This is a genomic window from Streptomyces sp. NPDC015032 (assembly GCF_043080425.1).
Classification (GTDB): Bacteria; Actinomycetota; Actinomycetes; order Streptomycetales; family Streptomycetaceae; genus Streptomyces.
In genome coordinates this window covers 94,119-115,125 of the sequence record NZ_JBIBVN010000008.1, presented here as the reverse complement: position 1 = coordinate 115,125, position 21,007 = coordinate 94,119, and the positions used below count along the sequence as shown (strand labels likewise).

General features: G+C 72.0%; 18 protein-coding genes. 12 read left to right on the top strand and 6 right to left on the bottom strand.

Annotated elements, in window-relative coordinates; genetic code table 11:
• The first annotated feature begins 1 nt into the window (after window position 1).
• The 6 genes from ACF08M_RS14750 to ACF08M_RS14725 are packed head-to-tail and all read left to right on the top strand — an operon-like array spanning window position 2 to window position 4,664.
• On the top strand, window positions 2–889 hold the full coding sequence (locus tag ACF08M_RS14750; RefSeq protein ID WP_392185738.1) for an acetaldehyde dehydrogenase (acetylating): 888 nt from the start codon (window positions 2–4) through the stop codon (window positions 887–889).
• The gene (gene dmpG / locus ACF08M_RS14745) at window positions 886–1,917 is read left to right on the top strand and encodes a 4-hydroxy-2-oxovalerate aldolase (protein ID WP_392185626.1); all 1,032 of its coding nucleotides are present in this window, start codon (window positions 886–888) and stop codon (window positions 1,915–1,917) included. Before ACF08M_RS14750 ends, dmpG begins: the two co-directional genes overlap by 4 nt.
• The gene (locus ACF08M_RS14740) at window positions 1,914–2,678 is read left to right on the top strand and encodes a 2-keto-4-pentenoate hydratase (protein ID WP_392185625.1); all 765 of its coding nucleotides are present in this window, start codon (window positions 1,914–1,916) and stop codon (window positions 2,676–2,678) included. Before dmpG ends, ACF08M_RS14740 begins: the two co-directional genes overlap by 4 nt.
• Window positions 2,678–3,133 carry a RidA family protein gene (locus ACF08M_RS14735; protein ID WP_392185624.1) on the top strand — a complete coding sequence of 152 codons (456 nt, stop codon included), beginning with the start codon at window positions 2,678–2,680 and terminating at the stop codon, window positions 3,131–3,133. Before ACF08M_RS14740 ends, ACF08M_RS14735 begins: the two co-directional genes overlap by 1 nt.
• The gene (locus ACF08M_RS14730) at window positions 3,130–3,651 is read left to right on the top strand and encodes a 3-hydroxyanthranilate 3,4-dioxygenase (RefSeq protein ID WP_392185623.1); all 522 of its coding nucleotides are present in this window, start codon (window positions 3,130–3,132) and stop codon (window positions 3,649–3,651) included. Before ACF08M_RS14735 ends, ACF08M_RS14730 begins: the two co-directional genes overlap by 4 nt.
• A gap of 2 nt (window positions 3,652–3,653) precedes the next feature.
• Window positions 3,654–4,664, top strand: coding sequence for an amidohydrolase family protein (locus ACF08M_RS14725; protein WP_392185622.1), 1,011 nt, complete (start codon window positions 3,654–3,656; stop codon window positions 4,662–4,664).
• 171 nt (window positions 4,665–4,835) lie between these two features.
• On the opposite strand, the gene ACF08M_RS14720 is transcribed toward ACF08M_RS14725, so the two are convergent.
• The 3 genes from ACF08M_RS14720 to ACF08M_RS14710 form a co-directional block, all read right to left on the bottom strand.
• On the bottom strand, window positions 4,836–6,656 hold the full coding sequence (locus ACF08M_RS14720) for an acyl-CoA dehydrogenase (RefSeq protein ID WP_392185621.1): 1,821 nt from the start codon (window positions 6,654–6,656) through the stop codon (window positions 4,836–4,838).
• A gap of 356 nt (window positions 6,657–7,012) precedes the next feature.
• Window positions 7,013–7,969 carry a LysR substrate-binding domain-containing protein gene (locus ACF08M_RS14715; RefSeq protein WP_392185620.1) on the bottom strand — a complete coding sequence of 319 codons (957 nt, stop codon included), beginning with the start codon at window positions 7,967–7,969 and terminating at the stop codon, window positions 7,013–7,015.
• 216 nt (window positions 7,970–8,185) lie between these two features.
• A complete protein-coding gene (locus ACF08M_RS14710; protein WP_392185619.1) occupies window positions 8,186–9,841 on the bottom strand; it encodes an FAD-binding dehydrogenase in 1,656 nt (551 codons plus the stop codon).
• A 211-nt stretch (window positions 9,842–10,052) separates the two neighbouring features.
• Between ACF08M_RS14710 and ACF08M_RS14705 the strand changes: the two genes are divergently transcribed.
• From ACF08M_RS14705 to ACF08M_RS14690, 4 genes are all read left to right on the top strand, one after another.
• On the top strand, window positions 10,053–10,946 hold the full coding sequence (locus ACF08M_RS14705; RefSeq protein WP_392185618.1) for a DMT family transporter: 894 nt from the start codon (window positions 10,053–10,055) through the stop codon (window positions 10,944–10,946).
• A gap of 227 nt (window positions 10,947–11,173) precedes the next feature.
• Window positions 11,174–11,695 carry an NUDIX hydrolase gene (locus ACF08M_RS14700; protein ID WP_392185617.1) on the top strand — a complete coding sequence of 174 codons (522 nt, stop codon included), beginning with the start codon at window positions 11,174–11,176 and terminating at the stop codon, window positions 11,693–11,695.
• Window positions 11,696–11,730: 35 nt separating this feature from the next.
• Complete coding sequence (locus ACF08M_RS14695) at window positions 11,731–12,126, top strand: YidH family protein (RefSeq protein WP_392185616.1); 396 nt, start codon at window positions 11,731–11,733, stop codon at window positions 12,124–12,126.
• The gene (locus tag ACF08M_RS14690; RefSeq protein ID WP_392185615.1) at window positions 12,123–12,434 is read left to right on the top strand and encodes a DUF202 domain-containing protein; all 312 of its coding nucleotides are present in this window, start codon (window positions 12,123–12,125) and stop codon (window positions 12,432–12,434) included. The genes ACF08M_RS14695 and ACF08M_RS14690 overlap by 4 nt, the downstream gene beginning before the upstream one ends.
• Window positions 12,435–12,557: 123 nt before the next feature.
• Here the strand turns inward: ACF08M_RS14690 and ACF08M_RS14685 are convergent, their stop codons facing one another.
• Window positions 12,558–13,502, bottom strand: a complete 945-nt coding sequence (locus ACF08M_RS14685; protein ID WP_392185614.1) for an NADP-dependent oxidoreductase — start codon at window positions 13,500–13,502, stop codon at window positions 12,558–12,560.
• A 147-nt stretch (window positions 13,503–13,649) separates the two neighbouring features.
• Window positions 13,650–14,939, bottom strand: coding sequence for an enolase C-terminal domain-like protein (locus ACF08M_RS14680; RefSeq protein WP_392185613.1), 1,290 nt, complete (start codon window positions 14,937–14,939; stop codon window positions 13,650–13,652).
• Window positions 14,940–15,091: 152 nt separating this feature from the next.
• On the opposite strand from ACF08M_RS14680, the gene ACF08M_RS14675 reads away from it, so the two are divergent.
• Complete coding sequence (locus ACF08M_RS14675; RefSeq protein ID WP_392185612.1) at window positions 15,092–16,114, top strand: phosphotransferase family protein; 1,023 nt, start codon at window positions 15,092–15,094, stop codon at window positions 16,112–16,114.
• A gap of 7 nt (window positions 16,115–16,121) precedes the next feature.
• On the top strand, window positions 16,122–17,336 hold the full coding sequence (locus ACF08M_RS14670; protein WP_392185611.1) for an acyl-CoA dehydrogenase family protein: 1,215 nt from the start codon (window positions 16,122–16,124) through the stop codon (window positions 17,334–17,336).
• A 173-nt stretch (window positions 17,337–17,509) separates the two neighbouring features.
• Here the strand turns inward: ACF08M_RS14670 and ACF08M_RS14665 are convergent, their stop codons facing one another.
• On the bottom strand, window positions 17,510–21,007 hold the full coding sequence (locus ACF08M_RS14665; RefSeq protein WP_392185610.1) for a HEAT repeat domain-containing protein: 3,498 nt from the start codon (window positions 21,005–21,007) through the stop codon (window positions 17,510–17,512).

The window sequence follows — 21,007 nt, the reverse complement described above, 5'->3', positions numbered from 1 at the left end:
CATGATCAAGGTGCTGCGGCTCTCCACGACGCTGCGCATGGGCGCGATGGCGGGCATCGACCCGGACTCCGACGGGCTGGCCCGCGCCGCCCGGCTGGGGGTCGCCACCACGCACCACGGTGTCGACGGACTGCTCGCGCTGCCCGGGTTCGCCGAGATCAAGGTGATCTTCGACGCGACCTCGGCCAAGGCCCATGTGCGCAACGCACAGCTCGCCGCGGAGCACGGGAAGCTGATGATCGATCTCACCCCCGCGGCTCTCGGGCCGTTCGTGGTGCCGTCGGTCAATCTGGACGAGCAGCTGGCCGCGGCGGACGTCAACATGGTGACCTGCGGCGGCCAGGCCACCATTCCGGTGGTGGCCGCGATCTCCCGGATCGTGCCGGTCGCGTACGGGGAGATCGTCGCCTCCATCGCGTCGAAGTCGGCCGGTCCCGGGACCCGGGCCAACATCGACGAGTTCACCGAGACCACGGGGAAGGCGATCCGGCTGGTCGGCGGCGCCGAGGTCGGCAAGGCCATCATCGTGCTCAACCCGGCGGAGCCCCCGCTCGCCATGCGCGACACGGTCTTCTGCCTCGTCGAGGGCGAGCTGTCCGGCGCCGACCGGGACCGGATCATCACCTCCGTCCAGCAGATGGCCCGGTCCGTACGGGAGTACGTGCCCGGCTACCGGCTCAAGCAGGACGTGCAGTTCGACCCGGTCGAGGACGCCGTCGTACCGGCCCTCGGGCGGCGGGTCACCGGGGTCCGGATCTCCGTGTTCCTGGAGGTGCTCGGCGCCGGCCACTACCTGCCCGACTACGCGGGCAATCTCGACATCATGACCTCCGCCGCGGTGCGCACCGCGGAGAGGATCGCCGCGCTCCGAGGATGGGTGACCTCATGAAGCTGTACGTCCAGGACGTGACCCTGCGGGACGGCATGCACGCGATGGGGCACATGTACACCGTCGACCAGGTGCGCCGGATCGTCGCCGCCCTCGACCGGTCCGGGGTCGCGGCCATCGAGGTGGCGCACGGCGACGGTCTCGGCGGTTCGAGCGCGAACTACGGGTTCGGCGCGCACAGCGACGAGGAGTGGATCGAAGCCGCGGCGGACGTCCTCGAACACGCGAAGCTGACCACCCTGCTGCTGCCCGGCATCGGCACCATCGACCATCTGCGCCGGGCCCACGCGCTCGGGGTGCGCAGCGTGCGCGTCGCGACGCACTGCACCGAGGCCGATGTCGGCGCCCAGCACATCTCCTGGGCCCGGGAGAACGGGATGGACGTGTCCGGGTTCCTGATGATGAGTCACCTCAACTCCCCCGAGGGACTGGCGCGTCAGGCCGGGCTGATGGAGTCGTACGGGGCGCACTGCGTCTATGTCACCGACTCCGGCGGCCGTCTGACGATGCGTGATGTCGCTGCCCGGGTCGACGCGTACCGGGAGGTGCTGGACGAGTCGACCGAGATCGGCATCCACGCCCACGAGAACCTCTCGCTGTCGGTCGCCAACAGTGTGACCGCCGTGGAGCACGGCGCGTACCGCGTCGATGTGGCGCTGGCGGGGCAGGGCGCCGGCGCAGGGAACTGCCCGGCCGAACCGTTCGTCGCCGTCGCCGACCTGATGGGCTGGGAGCACGGCTGCGACCTGTTCGCGCTCCAGGACGCCGCCGACGACATCATCCGCCCGCTGCGCAACCGGCCGGTCCAGGTGGACCGGGAGACCCTGACCCTCGGCTACGCCGGTGTCTACTCCAGCTTCCTGCTCCATGCCGAGCGCGCGGCGCGGCGCTACGGGGTCGACACCCGGCAGATTCTGCTGGAGGTCGGCCGACGGCAGATGGTGGGCGGTCAGGAGGACCTGATCGTGGACATCGCACTGGACCTGGCCGCGCGGCGCGAGGCCCTGACGGAAGGGAGCGGCAAGTGATTTCGGCGGAACTGACCGGCATATTGGCCCAGCGGCTGGACACGGCGCAGACGTCCCGCAAGGACACCCCGAGCCTCGCCGACAGCCATGAGTTCGACATCGACGACGCGTATGCCGTGCAGGCGGCGCTGCTGGCGCTGCGGGTGGCGCGCGGCGAGCGGATCGTGGGCGTGAAGCTGGGGTTCACCAGCAAGGCCAAGATGGCCCAGATGGGCGTCTGCGACGTGATCGTGGGCCGGCTCACCGACGCGATGAGGATCGCGGACGGCGACGAGGTCGACCTGTCGCGCTTCATCCACCCGAAGGCGGAGCCGGAGGTCGCCTACCGGCTCTGCCGGGACGTGGACCTGGACGACCCGCTGACGGACATCGAGTCCTGTGTGGACGCGGTGGCCCCGGCCATCGAGATCATCGACTCGCGTTACCGGGACTTCCGGTTCACGTACACCGACGTCGTCGCGGACAACACCTCCGCGGCCGGTTGCGCGATCGGCCCGTGGCGGCCCCTGGAGAGCGTCGCCAACCGCGCGGTCCGGCTGCGTACCGCGGCGACGGACACGGTCGGTTCGACCGCCGCGATCCTCGGCGACCCGGTGCGCGCGCTCCACGCGCTGCTGGACATGTGCCGACGCCGCCGCATCCCGCTGAAGGCCGGTCAGGTGGTGCTCGCGGGGGCGGCCACGGCCGCCGTGCCGCTGGTGCCCGGCGTCACCGAGTGCGAGGTGGCGGGGCTGGGATCCGTCGCCGTGAAGGGGTACTGATGAGCGGGTCACGGGTGATCGAGGGCAAGGCCACTCCGCGCGGGCGGTTCCCGCATGTGAAGGTCGTCGGGGACCTGGTGTTCGTCTCCGGCACCAGTTCACGCAGGCCCGACAACACGTTCGTGGGGGTCGAGGCCGACGAGTTCGGCACCACCCGGCTGGACATCCGGGCACAGACGCGGGCGGTGATCGAGAACATCCGGGACATCCTCGCCGAGGTGGGCGCGGAACTCTCCGACATCGCCCAGATCACCACCTATCTGGTGTCCATGAATGACTTCGGCGGATACAACGAGGTGTACGGCGAGTTCTTCGACGAGCGGGGACCGACCCGGACCACCGTCGCGGTGCACCAGCTGCCGCACCCCCATCTGCTGATCGAGATCCAGGCCGTCGCCCATCTGCCGCGGCCCCGCCAGTCACCCACAGAACACAGCACGGAGGTGCCGTCATGACCGCCATCCCCCCGGTCATCGATTTCCAGGGCTGGATCACCGAGCACGAGCACCTGCTCAAGCCGCCGGTGAACAACCGCACCATGTCCCTGGGCCAGGACTTCATCGTCCAGGTCGTCGGCGGTCCCAACCAGCGGACCGACTTCCACCTCGACCCGTACGAGGAGTGGTTCTACCAGGTCAAGGGTGATATGCACGTCGACATCATCACCGACGACGGGCCGCGGACCGTCCACATCCGCCAGGGCGAGGCCTGGCTGCTGCCCGGCCATGTGCCGCACTCCCCGCAGCGGCCCGACGCCGACTCGATCGGGCTGGTCATCGAGCGGGTCCGGGAGGAGGGCACCCTGGAGAAGTTCCAGTGGTACTGCCCCGAGTGCGCCACGAAGATCCACGAGGTCGAACTCCAGGTGCGGGACATCGTCGCGGATCTGCCGCCGGTCTTCGCCGGGTTCTACGGGGACGAGAAGGCGCGTACGTGTCCGGACTGCGGTGCGCTGCATCCCGGGAAGGGCTGAACGTGGACCGCACGATCGACATCCATACGCATTACGTTCCGCGGGGCTGGCCGGATCTGACGGCCGAGGCCGGTCCGCAGGCTCCCTGGCTGCGGGTGGAGTCCGAGTCCGACGCCGTGATCATGATGGGATCCCGGGAGTTCCGGCGGATCCGGGCCGACGCCTGGGACGCCGGGACCCGGCTGCGGGACATGGACGCGGACGGTGTGCACCGCCAGGTGGTCTCCCCCACCCCGGCGTTCTTCACGTACGGGAGCGGCGGAGCGGAGGCGGCGAAGGTCTCGCGCATCTTCAACGATCTCGCGCTGGAGATCGTCGCCCCGGCGCCGGACCGGCTGATCCCGTTCTGCCAGGTGCCGTTGCAGGATCCCGACGCGGCCTGCCGCGAGCTGGAGCGGAGCATCGCCAACGGACACCGGGGGGTCGAGATCGGCAACCATGTCGGTGATCACGACCTGGACAGCGAGGGCGTGGTGACCTTCCTCCAGCACTGCGCCTCGCTCGATGTGCCGGTGTTCGTGCACCCCTGGGACATGGCGAGTTCGCCCCGGCTGGACCGGTGGATGGCGCAGTGGCTCACGGCCATGCCCGCCGAGACCCATCTGTCGATCCTCGCGCTGATCCTGGGCGGGGTCTTCGACCGGATCGACGACCGGCTGAAGATCTGTTTCGCGCACGGCGGCGGGTCCTTCGCCTTCTGGCTCGGCCGGATGGAGAACGCCTGGCACGGCAGGAACGACGTCATCGGCACCTCGGAGCGCCCGCCCTCGCACTACCTGGGCCGTTTCTACGTCGATTCGGTCGTCTTCGACGACCGGGCCCTGCGGCTCCTGGTCGACACGGTCGGCGCGGACCGGGTGATGGTGGGCAGCGACTACCCGTATCCGCTCGGGGAACGGCCGGTCGGTGAGGTGGTCCGCAAGAGCACCTTTCTCGACGACCGCAGCCGGGAGCTGATCACGCACGGCAACGCGGAACGCTTCCTGGGGCTGACGGGGGCGGACACGCCATAGGTCGAACCATCAGGCCGCCGAGGCGGGCCCGGCCCTTCCGACGGGTCAGAGGGCCGGGCCCGGCTCGTCGCAGTGTGACCGAAGAGCTACCGCGGGCGTTCGTGCTGCGGTCCGCCTGCGGTACGGACGCGCGATCCGCGCCGGACGGTCTGCCGCCCCGGCCGGAGGCTCTCACCCGGGCAGCAGGCTGCCTTCGAAGCCTTCAGGGCGGTTGATGGGATGGTCGAGGAGAATCTCGTCCGCGACGGCGAACCCGCTCGTGAGGGTCATGGCATGGGGTGCGAGGTCCGCGACGGCGCTTTCGGCCGCGTCGGGCAGCTGCCGCACCTGATCGCTGGTCAGATGCCCCTCCGCGAGCAGGTCCCCGCTGTGCGCCGCGACGCGTCGCAGAGCGAACAGGCGGTGCAGCAGCAGCAGTTGGCGCTGCGCCTCGGGGTCGGAAACCTGGACGGCCGCATCCAGAAGAGCTTGGGCGGCCTGGGTGTGCGCGTAGGCGTCGACCAGCTCCAGAGCCGGTGTGACGGTGGCGTTCCATCGGTTGAGGGGATTGCCGGCCGCCCCGCTGCGCAGGCGGGTACGCGCGCGCTGATGCCAGATGCGCTCGATGTCCGCCAACAGGTCCTGGAGGAAGGCCGGATCGCCGAGGTCGCGGTCCCCGGGCTCCGCCTCATGGCGCTCCTTCGGAGTGAAGTGTCCGAGGAGCATCTCACCGGCGGCCTTCACCCAGATGACGAGGTTGTCGCCTTCCGCCGTGATGGTTCCCTCGTTGGCTGCCAGCTGGCCCGCGATTCCATTGGCCAGGAAGAGCCCCTGCGCACCGCAGCGTTCGCGGCACTCGGTCATGACGGCACGGGCCCGCCAGGTGATCCAGCCCTTGGCTATCGCCGCGAACCGCTCGGCGTTCTCCCGCTCCGGCTCCGTTGCCCGCGCCCACTGCCGTACCGCTGCGCGGTGCAGGAAGGTCGCGGCGTAGGTGGTGGCGATGGCATCGACGAGCGGAGCGTGGTGGCTGCGGTGAGCGAACAGCGGAACACTGCCACCGGCTGTGACGCCGGAGGTCCGCCTCGTATGGGCGTGGCGTACGGCTACGGCGAGCGCGTGGCGCGTGACACCGAGGCTGTAGCCGCTCATGCAGAGCTTGCCGGCGGTGACGCGGCCTATGGAGTGCAGGAAGCGCTTGCGAGGGCTGCCGATCGAGCTGGTGAAGTCGCCTTCCGGTGTGAGGCGCCCGTGATCGGACTGCAGAAGCGCGTCGTACGGCAGCCGGACGTGGTCGAAGGAGGTGATGGAGTGGTCGACGGGGGCGGTGGCCGTCTGTGGCAGCCTGCGTATCTCGACGCCCGGCATGGGGAGTCCGTCGTCGTCGCTGAGCCGGGCGAGAAACAGGAAGACGCCCCGGTCCTCGCCGTCCGTGATGAGGCGGGCGGCGACGACAGTGGATTTGGGACCGCCGGTGGAGCTGGTGTTCGGCATGAACTTGCGGGCGGCCGCGCTGGGCGTGTGCAGCAGGAACTCGCCCGTGGCGCGGTCGTAGGTGGCGGTCGTCTCCAGTTGCGCGGCGCTGTTGCCGTGCCCGGCCTCCGTGCACAGGAACGTTCCCGTACGCCGCAGACTGGCGAACTCCCCCAGATCGCGCTCCGGACCCGACGCGTGGTCGACGAGGCTGCCGAGGAAGAGGTTGTAGTGAATGCTCGCCACTGTTCCCAGGCCCGCGTCCACCGGGCCGACCCATTCGTGGAGTGCCGCGAGTCGTTCCACATCGGCGACGAAGTCCTCAGGTTTTTCGAGCGCGTCGTTGATCAGGTTTAAACGCTCGTAGGACAGCGCGGCACGTTCATCGGGTGACAGCCCTTCCCTGAAGCGGAACGGCTCGGTGCTGAACAGCTTGCGCCAGGGCTCGTGGAACCGCTCCAGCTGCTCGCCGAAGAGCGCTCGGGTCAGCGCGGCAGTGGTTGAAGTCGCCTGGTCAGAGGGGAGCGAGGTGTTGATCACGCTTCGGAACGCTAGCTCATACGTTCGGTGATTACGGCGTGATGATCAACACGATTGAGATCATGGAATCGGCGGTATCTGCTCGTTCCGGAGCGCGGCAATCTCGCCCGGGCCGGGCAATGCGCGAGACCCCGGCGGGGCCCGAAGCGCGGGCGGTCCTGCCCGGATCAGGGAGCATGCGGGAGACCGCGGCGGAGGCTGTCCGCCCGGACCGGCCGGCTCCTCGCGGCGGGGCGTAGATCCTCCGCTCCGCCCGGCAACGGAGGGACTCGGACCCGCCCGCGGTGTTCCGAGGGGTGCCGCCCCTCAAGGCGTTTTGGGGGCCGACCCTCCAGGAGGGAACAGCCGCCTCGCCGTCACCGCTCAAGGGATTCGTCGCCGTCCGCGCCCTGCGGGGCCATTCCGGCGGCGATGTCCTCCAGGCTCCGGATCAGCGCCTGCGCGGAGGGGCCCAGCGCGCGGGCGGCCGACAGGGTCAGTCCGACGCTGTGGCCGATCGGATCGAGCGGCACCGCCAGCCTGACGATCCGGGTGTCGTCCCGGGTGATCAGGCTGGGCAGCGCCGCGACGACATCGGTCTCCAACAGAAGTTGACGGACCGTCAGAAATGAGGTCGTCTCCACCCGGTTCATCGGCAACGGCATCCCGTGCCGGGCGAAGAACTCCTCGATCTCCCGCCGCAGCGCGGTCTCCGCCCCCGGCAGGATCCACGGGTAGTCCGCCAGGTCCGCGAGCTCCACCGCGGACTGCCCGGCGAGCGTGTGCGAGGCCCGGACCACGAGCTCGACCGACTCGTCGTAGAGCTTGCGCCGCACGGTCCGCTCGTCGGAGGGGACGGTGAGCCGGCCGACGATGAAGTCGATGCGGCCGGCCTCCAGTTCCAGCAGCAGCGCTTCCGGCGACGCCTCCCGGACGATCACCGTCAGATAGGGTCGCTCCTTCTTGATCTCGGCGATGGCCCGTGGGAGGAGCACGTTGGACCCGGCCAGATGGGTGCCGACGATGACCGTTCCGCGGTCGGCGTCGGCCAGCTCCACCACATGGCGGCCCGCCTGCGCCAGCTGGGCCAGTACGGCCCGCGCGTGCTCGGTGAAGGCCTCGCCGAAGACGGTCGCGGTGACGCCCCGCGGCCCGCGTTCGTACAGCGGGACGCCGAGGATGTCCTCCAGCTCGTGCAGGCTGCGGGTGGCGGCCGGCTGGGTGACATGGAGCTCCGCGGCGGCGCCGACGACACTTCCCTGCCGGGAGAGCGCGTCGACGAGGACCAGGTGGCGCAGCTTCAGCCGGCCATCGAGGAGACGCGGGATCTTCACCCCGCCGACTCTATCCGCGCCGCACCCGTCCGTCCGGGACGGGGCCGGTCCGGGAGGCCGTCGCGCGTACGGTCCCGGGCAGGCCGTCCGGGCCGGCTGCGACGGCTGCGACGGCTGCGGGAACCGTCCGCCCGGATCCGGCCTGATCCGGACGACAGCCCTGACGATCTCGCCCGCGATGGTCAGCGGCGTCGCTGCCCATCGCGGGCGAGGTCGTCAGCCGACGGCCTTCGCCGCCGCCCGGCCCGCCGCCCGGCCGGAGAAGATGCAGCCGCCGAGGAACGTGCCCTCCAGCGAGCGGTAGCCGTGCACCCCGCCGCCGCCGAAACCGGCCGCCTCCCCCGCCGCGTAGACACCGGACAGGGGTGTGCCGTCCTCGGTCAGGACCCGGGAGGACAGGTCCGTCTCCAGTCCGCCGAGCGACTTGCGGGTCAGGATGTTCAGCCGTACGGCGATCAGCGGGCCGGCCTTGGGGTCGAGGATGCGGTGCGGTGGCGCCGTTCGGATCAGCTTGTCCCCCAGATACGTGCGGGCGCCGCGGATCGCGGTGATCTGGAGGTCCTTGGTGAACGGGTTGGCGATCTCGCGGTCGCGTGCGGTGATCTCGCGGCGCAGTTCGGCCTCGTCGATCAGCGGTTCGCCGGTGAGCGCGTTCATCCCGCGGACCAGTGCCGCGAGGTCCTTCTCGACGACGAAGTCCGCTCCGTGGTCCATGAACGCCTTCACCGGCGCCGGGACGTCCGCCCGCGCCCGGCCGATCACGTCGCGGATCGACTTTCCGGTCAGATCGGGGTTCTGCTCGGAGCCGGAGAGCGCGAACTCCTTGCCGATGATCTTCCGGTCGAGGACGAACCAGGTGTAGTCGTATCCGGACTTCATGATGTGTTCGAGGGTGCCGAGGGTGTCGAAGCCCGGGAAGAGGGGGACCGGCAGCCGCCTCCCGCGGGCGTCCAGCCAGAGCGAGGACGGTCCCGGCAGGATACGGATGCCGTGCTCGGCCCAGATGGGGTTCCAGTTCTCGATGCCCTCGGTGTAGTGCCACATCCGGTCGCGGTTGATGTGGTGGGCACCGGCTTCCTCGGTGATGCCGAGCATCAGTCCGTCGACGTGGGCGGGCACGCCGGAGAGCATTTTCGCGGGCGGCGTGCCGAGCCGCCGGGGCCACTGCTTGCGGACGAGGTCGTGGTTGCCGCCGATGCCGCCGGAGGTGACGATCACCGCCTGGGCCCTCAGCTCGAACCTGCCGGCCGTCACCCGGCTGCTCGCGGTGCCGCGGGCGGCCGCGCTCGGCTCCAGTATCTCGCCGGTCACCGTGTCGACGGTGCCCGCGGTGCGGCCGAGGCCGGTGACCCGGTGGCGGAACCCGAACCGCACGAGGCCCTTCGCGACGCCCGCGCGGACCCGGCGCTCGAAGGGGGCGACGATGCCCGGGCCGGTGCCCCAGGTGATGTGGAAACGGGGCACGGAGTTGCCGTGGCCGTTCGCGTCGTAGCCGCCGCGCTCCGCCCAGCCGACGACGGGGAAGAGCCGGAGCCCCTGGGCGTGCAGCCAGGAACGCTTCTCTCCGGCCGCGAAGTCGACGTACGCCTCGGCCCACTTGCGCGGCCAGTGGTCCTCCTCGCGGTCGAAGCCCGCCGTGCCGAGCCAGTCCTGGAGGGCCAGCTCATGGCTGTCCTTGATCCGCATCCGGCGCTGTTCGGGCGAGTCGACGAGAAAGAGACCGCCGAAGGACCAGTGCGCCTGACCGCCGAGGGACTGTTCGGGCTCCTGGTCGAGCAGGATCACCGAGCGGCCCGCGTCGACCAGCTCGGCGGTGGCCACCAGACCCGCGAGCCCTGCCCCGATAACGATCACATCAGCGTCGTACGCCATGAGTTCCATCCTTGTCGGGGTTCGGGCGATCCGGTTCACAGCCACAGCCGGGCTCCGGCACGGACGCCGGAGGTTACTCGTGCGTCAGATCCTCTGCACCGGCCGCTGCGGCGTCAACCGCCCGGTCGGCGGCGTCCCGGCCGCACCCATGGGGCTCAGGCGCTATCGTCGGAACGAATCACCCACGTCTGGCCTGACTTGAGGTAGAAGCGTGTCGGTGCTGGTTCTCGCCCTCGCCATGAGCGCCGCCTGCTGTCTGGGGTTCGGCTTCGTCCTCCAGCAGGCCGCCGCCTCGCACGCGCCGCGGAGCGACTATCTCTCCTTCCGGCTGCTGCTGGACCTGATGCGGGTACCGAGCTGGCTGGCCGGGATCGGGTTGATGGTCTGCGGCATGGTGCTGGGCGCCCTGGCCCTGGGCAAGGGCGAACTGTCCGTCGTCGAACCCCTGCTCGCGACCAATCTGCTCTTCGCGATGGCCCTGTCGCGCCACCGCACCGGACAGCGGCTCGGCCGGCAGGGCTGGGCCGGGCTCTGGATGCTGGCCGGCGGAGTCGCCGCCTTTCTCCTCGGGGGCCGGCCGCAGGGCGGTGAGGCGGTGACCGATCCGCTGCGGCACTGGCTGGTGATCGGCGTGGTCGTGGGCACGGCCCTGCTGCTCACCACCATCGCCAAGCGCTTGCAGTTCGGGGCCGCCCCGGCGCTGCTCGCGGTGGCGGCGGGTCTGCTGTACGGACTCCAGGACGCCCTCACCCGGGTCACCGGCCAGCGGCTGTCCGGCGGCGGCCTGGCGGCGCTCGTGACGGCGTGGCAGCCGTACGCGGTCGTGGCGCTGGGGGTGACGGGCCTGCTCCTGGTGCAGAGTGCGTTCGAGACGGGCCCGCTGCGGGTCTCGCTGCCCCCGCTGACGGCGGCCCAGCCGCTGGCCGGGATCGCCTGCGGGGTCGGTTTCCTCGGCGACCAGCTGCGTACCGACGCCGGGGCGCTGGCCTGGCAGGCGGCCGGCCTCGCGGCGATCGTCGGCGGAATCGTCCTGCTGGGCCTGCATCCGGCGATGCCGGAGGGGCCGGTGGGCGGGCGCCGGGAGAAGAGCCTGCTGCCGAACTGAGCGGCGCCGTCCGGTCCGCCCTTCCGGCCGACCCGCTCGGCACGTTCTCCTGGTGTGTTTTCCCGGTGGGCCGGGCTGCTCGACGCGGTGATGGCCGGCCGCCGGGCCCGTACCGAACAGGTGATCGCACCCCTGCTCGAAGATCTGGGTGCGGACTGCGGCGCCCGACGGTCACGTACGTCATGGGGCAGTGAGCACGGCCGGCGGTCTGATGTTGGATGAGGAACATGACTCCTTCTGACGAGATCCTGGACATCGTCGACGAGAACGACGTGGTCGTGGGGCAGGCCCCGCGCGGTGAGGCGACCGCGCGGGGCCTGCGCCACCGCTGCGTCTTCATCGAGGCCCGGGACGCTGCGGGCCGGCTCTTCGTGCACCGCAGGACCCCCACCAAGCTGGTCTTCCCGTCCCACTACGACATGTTCGTCGGCGGGGTGGTCGGGGCCGGCGAGTCGTACGACGAGGCGGCGCTGCGGGAGGCCGAGGAGGAGCTGGGGGTCTCCGGTCTCCCCCGTCCCGAGCCGCTGTTCAAGTTCCTCTACGAGAGCACGGAGCACTCCTGGTGGAGCCACGTCTACCAGGTACGGTGCGAGCTGCCGGTGCGCCCGCAGACGGAGGAGGTCGCCTGGCACACCTTCCTCACCGATGCGGAGCTGGAGCAGCGGCTGGGCGACTGGGAGTGGGTGCCGGACGGCCTGGAGACGTACCACCGGCTGCGCGCCTTCCGGGCGGGCGGGGCAGCCTCCTGAGTCCGGCCTCCCCTCGTCGACCGTAAGGTTCACGCGTGAACGAATTCGTACGGAGTCTGCGGCTGTGGTTCGCGCCGCAGCGGATCCGTGAAGAGGGCGACACCCCCGACTACCGGTTCTCGCTCGCCAATGAACGCACCTTCCTCGCCTGGATCCGGACGGCCCTCGCGCTGATCGGCGGTGGTTTCGCGGTCGACCAGTTCCTCCCGGAGCTGGCGTGGGGCATCCGCGCGGGGCTGGCGCTGGCGCTGCTGGCGGCCGGTGTGCTGTGCGCGCTGCGGGCGATCAATCACTGGGTGCGGTGCGAGCGGGCGATGCGGCGCGGGGAGGATCTGCCCGTCTCCCGGTTCCCGACGCTGCTCGGTCTCGCCGTCGCCGTCGTCGCCGTCGCGATGGTGGTGGTGGTCTTCTTCGGCTGGGAGGGCCGGTGACGGCCGACGGGCGCGACCCCGGGCTGCAGCCGGAGCGGACCAGGCTGGCGTGGCGGCGTACGACGCTTTCCTGCACGGTGGCCGCGCTGCTGGCGGTCAGGCAGGCGCTGCACGGCGGGGCGAGCCCGGCCGCGGTCGTCGCCGTGTCGCTGAGCGCGCTGGCCTGGCTGGGCTTCCTGCTCGTGGCGCACCGGCGGGTCCTCGGGATGGGGACCCCGCGTCCGCAGCCGCTGTCGGCACGCGGGGCACTGACCGCGGCGGCGTGCACGATCGCGCTCGCGGTGTTCGCCGTGGCCATGCTGTTCTGAACCGTGCTGTTCCGAGCCCTGCTGTTCCGAGCCCCGGCACCGGGCCGTTCCCCGGGCTCCCGAGCCGTTCCCGGGCCTTTCCCGGGTCCGGCCCCGGACCGCTACGAGCCGCTCCCGGTCCGTTCAGGCGTCGGGCGTGTCCCAGGGGACGGTGACGACGATCTTTCCGTGGGTACGTCCCTGCTCGCTCAGCCGGTGGGCGTCCGCCGCCCGTTCCAGCGGGAAGACCCGGTCCACATGGACCGTGACGATGCCCTGCTCGGCCAGTGCGGCCAGGTGGGCGAGGTCCGTGGCGTCCGGGCGCACGAAGGCGTAGCGGCCGCCGTACGAGAAGACCTCGCCGTCCGCGATGGAGGCCAGCCGGCCGCCCGGCTTCAGCACGTCGGCCAAGACGCGGAGCGCCTCGCCGCCGACGGTGTCGAACGCGGCGTCGACGCCGTCCGGGGCCAGCGCCCGCAGCCGGTCGGCGAGGCCGTCCCCGTAGGCCACCGGCTCCCCGCCGAGCTGCCGCACGTAATCATGATTGCGCTCGCTCGCGGTGCCGATGACACGGGCGCCCGCGTGGCGGGCGAGCTGGACGGCGAGCGAGCCCACACCGCCCGCCGCCGCATGGACGAGGACCGTCTCGCCCTCCTGGATCCTCAGCGTGCGGTGGAGGACCTGGTACGCGGTGAGACCGGCCAGCGGCAGGCCCGCGGCCTCCTCGAAGCTCAGGCTCAACGGCTTGCGGGCGAGCGTGCGCACGGGTGCGGCGACGTATTCGGCGAACGTGCCGCGGCAGAGGAAGTCCTCCCGCACATAGCCGATGACCTCGTCACCGACCGCGAACTCGTCGACGGCGACACCGGGCTGCACCACGACGCCGGACACGTCCCAGCCGGGGATCACCGGGAACACGGCCTCCAGGCCGGAGTCGAGGTGGCCCTCGCGGGCCTTCCAGTCGACCGGGTTGACCGCTGCGGCCCGCACCTTCACCAGGACGGTGTCGGGGCCGACCTTGGGGTCGGGCCGTTCGCCATACTCCAGGCGGTCGGCCCCGCCGTACGCGCTGTAGCTGATCGCCTTCATGTACCGACCCTCGGCGCGGCCCGGGGCCCGTGCAACTCGGGCCGTGGCGGCCCGTGCGCACCGGGTGCCGAAGCACCACGGACGGACCACCGGCCCCGCCCGGCGCCGGCCCGGCACCCGCCCGCGACGGGCTCACCGGCGCGGGGCTCACCAGCGCGGGATCGGAGGTGTCCGCCATCCCGGCTCGGCCTTGCGCATCGCGGCCGCGTCGTCGCGTTCGCGCATCGTGCCGTCGTCGTCGAGCCAGCGCCGGTGCAGTGCGGCCAGGCGTGCGCGGTCGAGCTCGACGCCGAGCCCGGGAGCGTCGGAGACGGTGAGCCGGCCGTCCCGGAAGACATGGCGGGTGGTGATGACGTCCTCGGTCTGCCAGGGGTAGTGGCTGTCGCAGGCGTAGTCGAGGTTGGGGACGGTGGCCGCGACGTGCGTCATGGCGGCGAGGCTGATGCCGAGGTGGGTGTTGGAGTGCATGGAGAGCCCGACGCCGAAGGTACGGCAGATCCCGGCCAGTTCGCGGGTGCGGTGCAGCCCGCCCCAGTAGTGGTGGTCGGAGAGGACCACCTGGACGGCACCGCGGGCGAAGGCCTCCGGGACCTCGGCGAGGGTCGTCACACACATGTTGGTGGCGAGCGGTACGTCGGTGGCGGCGGCCACCTCGGCCATCAGATCCGTACCGCTCGCCGGGTCCTCCAGATATTCGAGCACGCCCTTCAGCTGCTCGGCGACATACAGCGAGGTCTCCACCGACCAGGCGCCGTTGGGGTCGAGGCGCAGCGGCCGGCCGGGGAACTCCTCGGCCAGCGCGCGGATCGCGGCGATCTCGCGGTCGGGTTCGAAGACGCCGCCCTTGAGCTTGAAGGAGGAGAAACCGTGCTCGCGCGCGAAGCGCCGGGCCTGGGCGACGACTCCGGCCGGATCGACGGCGGCGCCCCAGTCGTCCCGTTCGCCGCCGTCGGGGTGAGTAGCCCAGCGGTAGAAGAGGTACGCGCTGTACTCGACGCTGTCGCGGACCTTGCCGCCGAGCAGGGCGTGCACGGGCAGGCCCAGGGACTTGCCCAGGGCGTCCAGACAGGCGACCTCGAAGCCGGAGACGACGGAGAGCCGGAGCTTGTCGGAGGTCTGGACGCCGCGCAGCCCACCGGCGTCGACCCGCTCGTCGGCCGCACGTGAATCACCGCACACCTGCTCGGCCAGGGCGAACAGACCGTTCAGATCACTGACCGGGCGCCCAACGAGCGCAGCGGCGAGCGGCCGGGCGAGTTCGAGGTACGTGCCGTCCCCGTACGTCTCCCCGACACCGGTCACTCCCCCGCCCGTGACGACCTCCACGATGAGCCTCGGGGTGTACGGCTGGTGGACGCCCTGGGTGTTGAGCAGGGGTGGGTCGGCTATCAGGATCGGGGTCAGCCGGACTTCGTCGATCAGCAATTCAGGTCTCATACGTGAACCCTATTCAGGCATGCGACTGAGCACCAGACTCCGGACCTCGTCGGAACGGGGACCGCGCACCCGATTCCGGGAGCCCACTGGACGACATACCGACTGGTCGGCATCATGAACACCGACCGTCTCTCACCCCGGAGGTGCGCACGATGAGCCCAGTCCACCCGCCAGGTCTCGACCTCGACCGGCTGCGCGGACATCTCGACCGCGAGCGGCCGGGGCTGGTGAACGGACCGCTCGAAGCCCGGCTCGTCGAGGGCGGCCGGTCGAACCTGACGTACGTCGTCACGGACGGCACCGGCCGCTGGGTCGTGCGCAGGCCCCCGCTGGGTCATGTGCTGGCCACGGCACACGACATGACGCGCGAGCACCGGGTGATCAGCGCGCTGCACCCGACGGCCGTTCCGGTACCCGGACCGGTGCTGCTCTGCGAGGACGACTCGGTGATCGGTTCGCCCTTCTACGTGATGGAGTACGTCGAGGGCACGCCGTACCGCACGGCGGAGCAGCTCGCCCCGCTGGGCGCCGAGCGGACCCGGGAGGCCGTCCTCGGCCTCGTCGACACCCTCGTCGAACTGCACGCCGTGGACCCGGTCTCCGTGGGGCTCGGCGACTTCGGGCGCCCCGAGGGCTACCTCGACCGGCAGCTGCGCCGCTGGGGCAAGCAGCTGGACGCCTCCCGCAACCGCGAGCTGCCCGGCATCGACGAACTGCACGCCGCACTCGGCCGTGCGCTGCCCGTCTCCCCCGCGCCCACCGTCGTGCACGGCGACTACCGTCTGGACAACGTCCTGATCGGCTCCGACGACCGGATCAGGGCCGTCCTCGACTGGGAGATGTCGACGCTCGGCGACCCGCTGACCGACCTCGGCCTGCTGGCGATGTACAGCTGTGACCTCGGCCTGACGAACTCCCCGGTCTCCACCACCAGCGGCGCGGCCGGCCACCCCGCCCCCGCCGAACTGATCGAGCGCTATGCCGCACGTTCCGGCCGGGACACCGCCGCCATCTCCTGGTACACCGCGTTCGCCTGGTTCAAGCTCGCCGTGATCCTGGAGGGCATCCACTACCGCTACACCCTGGGCCGGACCGTCGGCGCCGGCTTCGACGGCATCGGCGACCTCGTCCCCGTCTTCATCGAGCACGGCCTCACCACCCTCCAGGAAGGCTGATCACCCCATGGACTTCGCATTCGACGCCCGTACCGAAGAGCTGCGCGCCAAGCTGCTCGCCTTCATGGACGAGCATGTCCACCCCGCCGAGAGGATCGCCGAGGAGCAGCGCGCACATCTGGCCTCCCCGTGGGACACCCCGCAGATCGTCGAGGACCTGAAGGCCGAGGCACGGCGACAGGGGCTGTGGAACCTTTTCCTCCCCGACGCCGAACACGGGGCCGGGCTGACCAATCTCCAGTACGCGCCGCTCGCCGAAATCACCGGACGTTCACCCCAGTTGGCGCCGACCGTGTTCAACTGCGCGGCCCCGGACACCGGGAACATGGAGGTGCTCCTCCAGTTCGGCACCGACGAGCAGAAGAAGCAGTGGCTGGAGCCGCTGCTCGCCGGGGAGATCCGCTCGGCGTTCGCGATGACGGAGCCCGAGGTCGCCTCGTCGGACGCGACGAACATCGAGACGCGGATCGTGCGCGACGGCGACAACTACGTCATCAACGGCCGCAAGTGGTACATCTCCGGGGCGATGAACCCCGACTGCCGGATCTTCATCGTCATGGGCAAGACGGCCCCCGAGGGCGCCGACCCGCGCCGCCGGCAGTCGATGATCCTGGTCCCGCGCGACACCCCGGGTCTCGAAGTGCGGCGCGCCATGCAGGTGTACGGCTACGAGGACCACTACCACGGCGGCCACGCCGAGGTCGTCCTCACGGACGTGCGGGTGCCCGCCGCGAACCTGATCGGCGAGGAGGGCAGCGGTTTCGCCATCGCCCAGGCACGGTTGGGACCGGGCCGCATCCACCACTGCATGCGGCTGATCGGCATGGCCGAGCGGGCGATCGAGCTGATGTGCCGACGGGCGGTGTCCCGTACGGCCTTCGGCAAGCCGCTCGCGCAGCAGGGCGTCGTGCAGAACTGGATCGCGGACGCGCGGGTCACGGTGGAGCAGCTGCGGCTGCTGGTGCTGAAGACGGCATGGCTGATGGACACGGTGGGCAACCGGGGCGCGCACACGGAGATCCAGTCCATCAAGATCGCCACCCCGCGTGCGGTGGTGGACATCATCGACAAGGCCGTACAGCTGCACGGCGCGGGTGGCGTCGGCCAGGACTTCCCGCTGGCCGAACTCTGGGCGGCGGCACGGACGTTGCGACTGGCGGACGGGCCGGACGAGGTCCATCAGCGGTCGCTGGCACGGCGGGAGATCAAGCGGTACGTGTAGGGCCTCTGGTCCCGATCACGCCGGTCTCGCGGGGTCCGGCCCGGTCCACACGAGAGCCCCTGGGCGGGAAGCCGGCTGCCGTTCTGCCCTCGGGCGCCGGACGGCCTTGACGGCTGCCCGGCTGCCCGGCGAACCGTTCGGTCGCCGGGCGGGCCCGGTTGCCGGTGGCCCCATCAGCCGGATGCCCCGATCCGGTCGAGGACGGACGTGTAGACGGAGCGTCGGTCGGGGCGGGCGTGGGCGGCGGCGCGGCGGAGAGCCGGGACCGCCGCCGCGCCCATGCCGATGAGGCCCTCGGCCGCCGTCCCGCGCACGACGGGGTGGGGATGCGTGAGCAGTCCCGTCACGGCGGGGATCGCGGGTTCCCAGCCCGCGTGGCAGAGCGTGCGGATCGCCGTACGCGCCACGTCCGGCCGGGGGTCGTCCAGCAGGAGCACGGTGTGGCCCAGGTAGGTGGGCCGGTCCAGCATCGCTCGTGAGGTCCGGTGGGCGCGCAGGCACACCTTCGCCCGGGGGTGGTTCAGCAATTCGTCCAGCAGGCGGCGGAGTTGGGGGTCCTGGTCCGGATCCGGTCCGGAGTGTGCCTCGGTCAGGCCAGCGAGGGCGCGGCACGCCTGTTCCGGAGTGCCGTTCCGGGCCAGGTCCAGCAGGTCCCGCCGGGACGGGCCGTGCGGAGTTCCGGCGTCCGCGACCGGCGGGCGTTCACGGAGCGCCGCCAGCGCCGCCGCGTCCCGCCGCGCGGCATCCGGGCCGCGCGGCGGGCCCTCGACCAGCAGGAGCCGGTCCGCGAGTCCGTCACGCCCCTCGGCGCGCAGACGTCGGCACGTACGCGTCAGCGCGGGGGTGCGCAGGAGCCGGCGGCCCAGGAGCAGGTCGAGGAAGCCCCAGGCCCCGGCGTCGAGACGGTCGACGAGGATCCTGGCGAGCGCGTCGGCGGGGTATCCGCGCAGTGCGTCGCGGACTGCCGGGGCATCGGCGGACGGGGCGTGTTCCCACCACTCCAGCAACAGCGGGACCAAGGGGGCCAGTTCCCCGGGGTCGAGCTTCGCGGCGAGGAGCGCCACCCGGCCGGGCAGGATGTCGTCCCCCCGGAGCTCTGCCCGGCCGACGGCGTTCAGTGCACGGGCCGTCTCCGCACCGAGGGGCAGGTCGACCTGGCCGCGCAGGTACGCGCGCAGCACCGGCAGCCGGGCCTCCGGCTCGGGCCACTTCGCCAGCGCCCGGGCGGCGGTCTCCCTGCGGTCGGCACGGTCCGACTCCAGCATGGCCAGCAGGCGTTCCCGCAGGGCCGTCGAGCGGGGCTGGTCGAGGTCGTCGGCGTGTACGCGCCGGGGCGGCGGCGCCGGTGCGTGGGCGGTCTCGGTGATGGTCCAGGGCGGCGCGTCGAGCGGCTGAAGCAGTGTCATCCAGTCGAGCAGGGCGGCCCGTACCTCGGGATCCGCACCGTGACGGACCTCGATCAGCGCGGTCAGCCGGTCCCGCGATCCCACCGTGCCCTCGTCCCGGCGGCGGAACTCCTCCAGCGCACCCGGTGTGCGTACCGCGTCGTCCAGCGCCGCCCGCCAGGCCCGGGTCCCGGCGCACCCGGGCCGGGGCTCCGGGACCCCGAACGCCTCCCGCAGCACAGCGGTCTCCGCCCGCCAGGCGTCGGCGCCGAGCCGGGCCGACGCGAGGGCCTGATCGAGGTCGGCGCGGACCAGCACCGCGCCGAGGCGGCGCAGCAGCGTCAGTGTGGACCGGGCCGGGATCGAGGGTGCGGGCCGCAGGGCCCGCACCGCGGCGACGACGGACGGCTTCCGGGCCGCCGCGAGCGTCGGCGCGACGGCTTCGAGCAGGGCGATCAGTTCGTGCCGGTCCTCGTCGCGGGCCTCGGCGAGGGCATCGGCCAGGACCGGGGCACGCCGGGCGAAGACCGCCAGCTCCCCGGCGGCCCAGGGGGCGGGGCAGATCCGCAGCGCGAACCGGACCACCTTGTCCCGGACCGCCGGCCGGGAGGCGGCCAGCCGGAGCCAGTCGGGGAGCATCGGCCGCAACGCGTCCAGCCGGTCGGGGCCGAGCGGCTCGTCCCGCCCGGCGAGGCGCAGCGCGACGGAGGGGTTCCACCCGCCGGCCACCAGTGACCCGATGTCGCGGTCCGCCCCGCTGTCCACCGGTGACCGCCGGGCGCGGGCGGAGACGGTGATCCCGTGCCCGGCCGCCGCCGTCGCGAGTTCGCCGACCTCACCGGACGCGAGTCCGACCCGGCCGTCCACCACCAGGGAGAGCAGGGTGGGCGCCGCCGGTGACTCCTGGTCGTCCAGTGCGAGGACCGCGCGGGCCGTGAGGACACCGTCGAGACCCTCCAGCAGCAGTTCGCGGGAACGGCCGTCCCGGCTGCGCTCGGCGGCGGCGACGAGGGTGGCGGCGTAGGCGTCGCCGAGGACGGCGCGCAGGGCCGCGACGAGTGCGCCGCGCAGACCGGGGTTGTCGTGGTGCCCGAGCCAGAAGAGCAGCTTGGGCAGCGCCGCCGGAGTGCCCGCCCGCACCAGCGCCTCGGCGGCGGTCTTCTTGATGTTCATGTTCGGCCGGTCGAGACAGGCCGCTATCGCGGCGCATGCCCAGTGGGCCCGTGCGTGGCCCAGGGCGAGCAGGGCCTGGCGGACGGTCTGGATGTCCTGGACGGTGGTCAGCGCGATCAGGGTCGCCGACAGCGCCTGTGCGTCCTCGCCCGTCGCGTCCCGGGCGAGCAGGGCGATGACGTGTTTGCGTACGTGCCGGTCGCGGTGGCGCAGCAGCCGGTGCACACGGGCGCGCGTGCCCGCCCACGGGGCCCGGAGCAGCAGTTCGAGCAGAATCGCCTGCTCCCGGCCGGACAGCCCGGGCCGGTCCAGCAGGTCCAGTGCCGTGGTCGCGACGAGTGCGTGGCCCGCCTCGCGCTCGTCCGCCGCGTCCAGCAGGCAGACCGGCCGGATCGCGCCCCGCGCGTGGAGCCGCCCGCCCAGGGCGTGCACGGCGTCCACGACTTCCCTCGGCACCACGGGCTCCCCGCCCGGCCGCCCCTGTTCCCGTTCCGGCTCCCCGGCCGCCGGCAGCCCGGCCACGACGCGCAGCAGCAGGTCCGCGACGGCCGGGAGCGTGCCGGCGTTGCCGTGGGCCGCCAGCCGGCACAGCGCCGCCACCGGGTCGTCCGGGTCCAGGTGGGAGCTCAGCACGGCCGTCTCCCGCTCGTCCGGGCCACCGAGTCCGGCGGCGATGCGCGGCGGCAACTCGACCGGGTCGAGCCGTACGAGGAGGGCGTGCCGTTGCACCGGATCGGGGGTCAGCTGCCAGAGGAGTCCGAGGGCGCGGTCGCGTACGTCGTGCAGATGAGGCGCGGCCGGTGCCTCGGACAGCCCCAGTCCTTCTCGCAGCGCCCGCACCGTCCGGGGTCCGCCGATGGCTTCCAGGGTGTCCAGGGCCGCGGCCGGCGCCGAGGGCAGCAGGCCGATCACGGCCTCCTCGGCCTCCGTATGGCGCAGCTCACGGATCGCGTGGAGGAAGGGCCCGGGGGCGGGTGCCGAGGCGAGCAGGCGGGTGACCGCCTCCCCGATCGGGAGATCACCCGCGCCCTGCCCGGCCAGGCCGGTCAGCAGGGCCAGCCGTCGCGGCCAGCCCGGATCATCGGCCGCCGCGTTCGTCAGGACGCGGAGCAT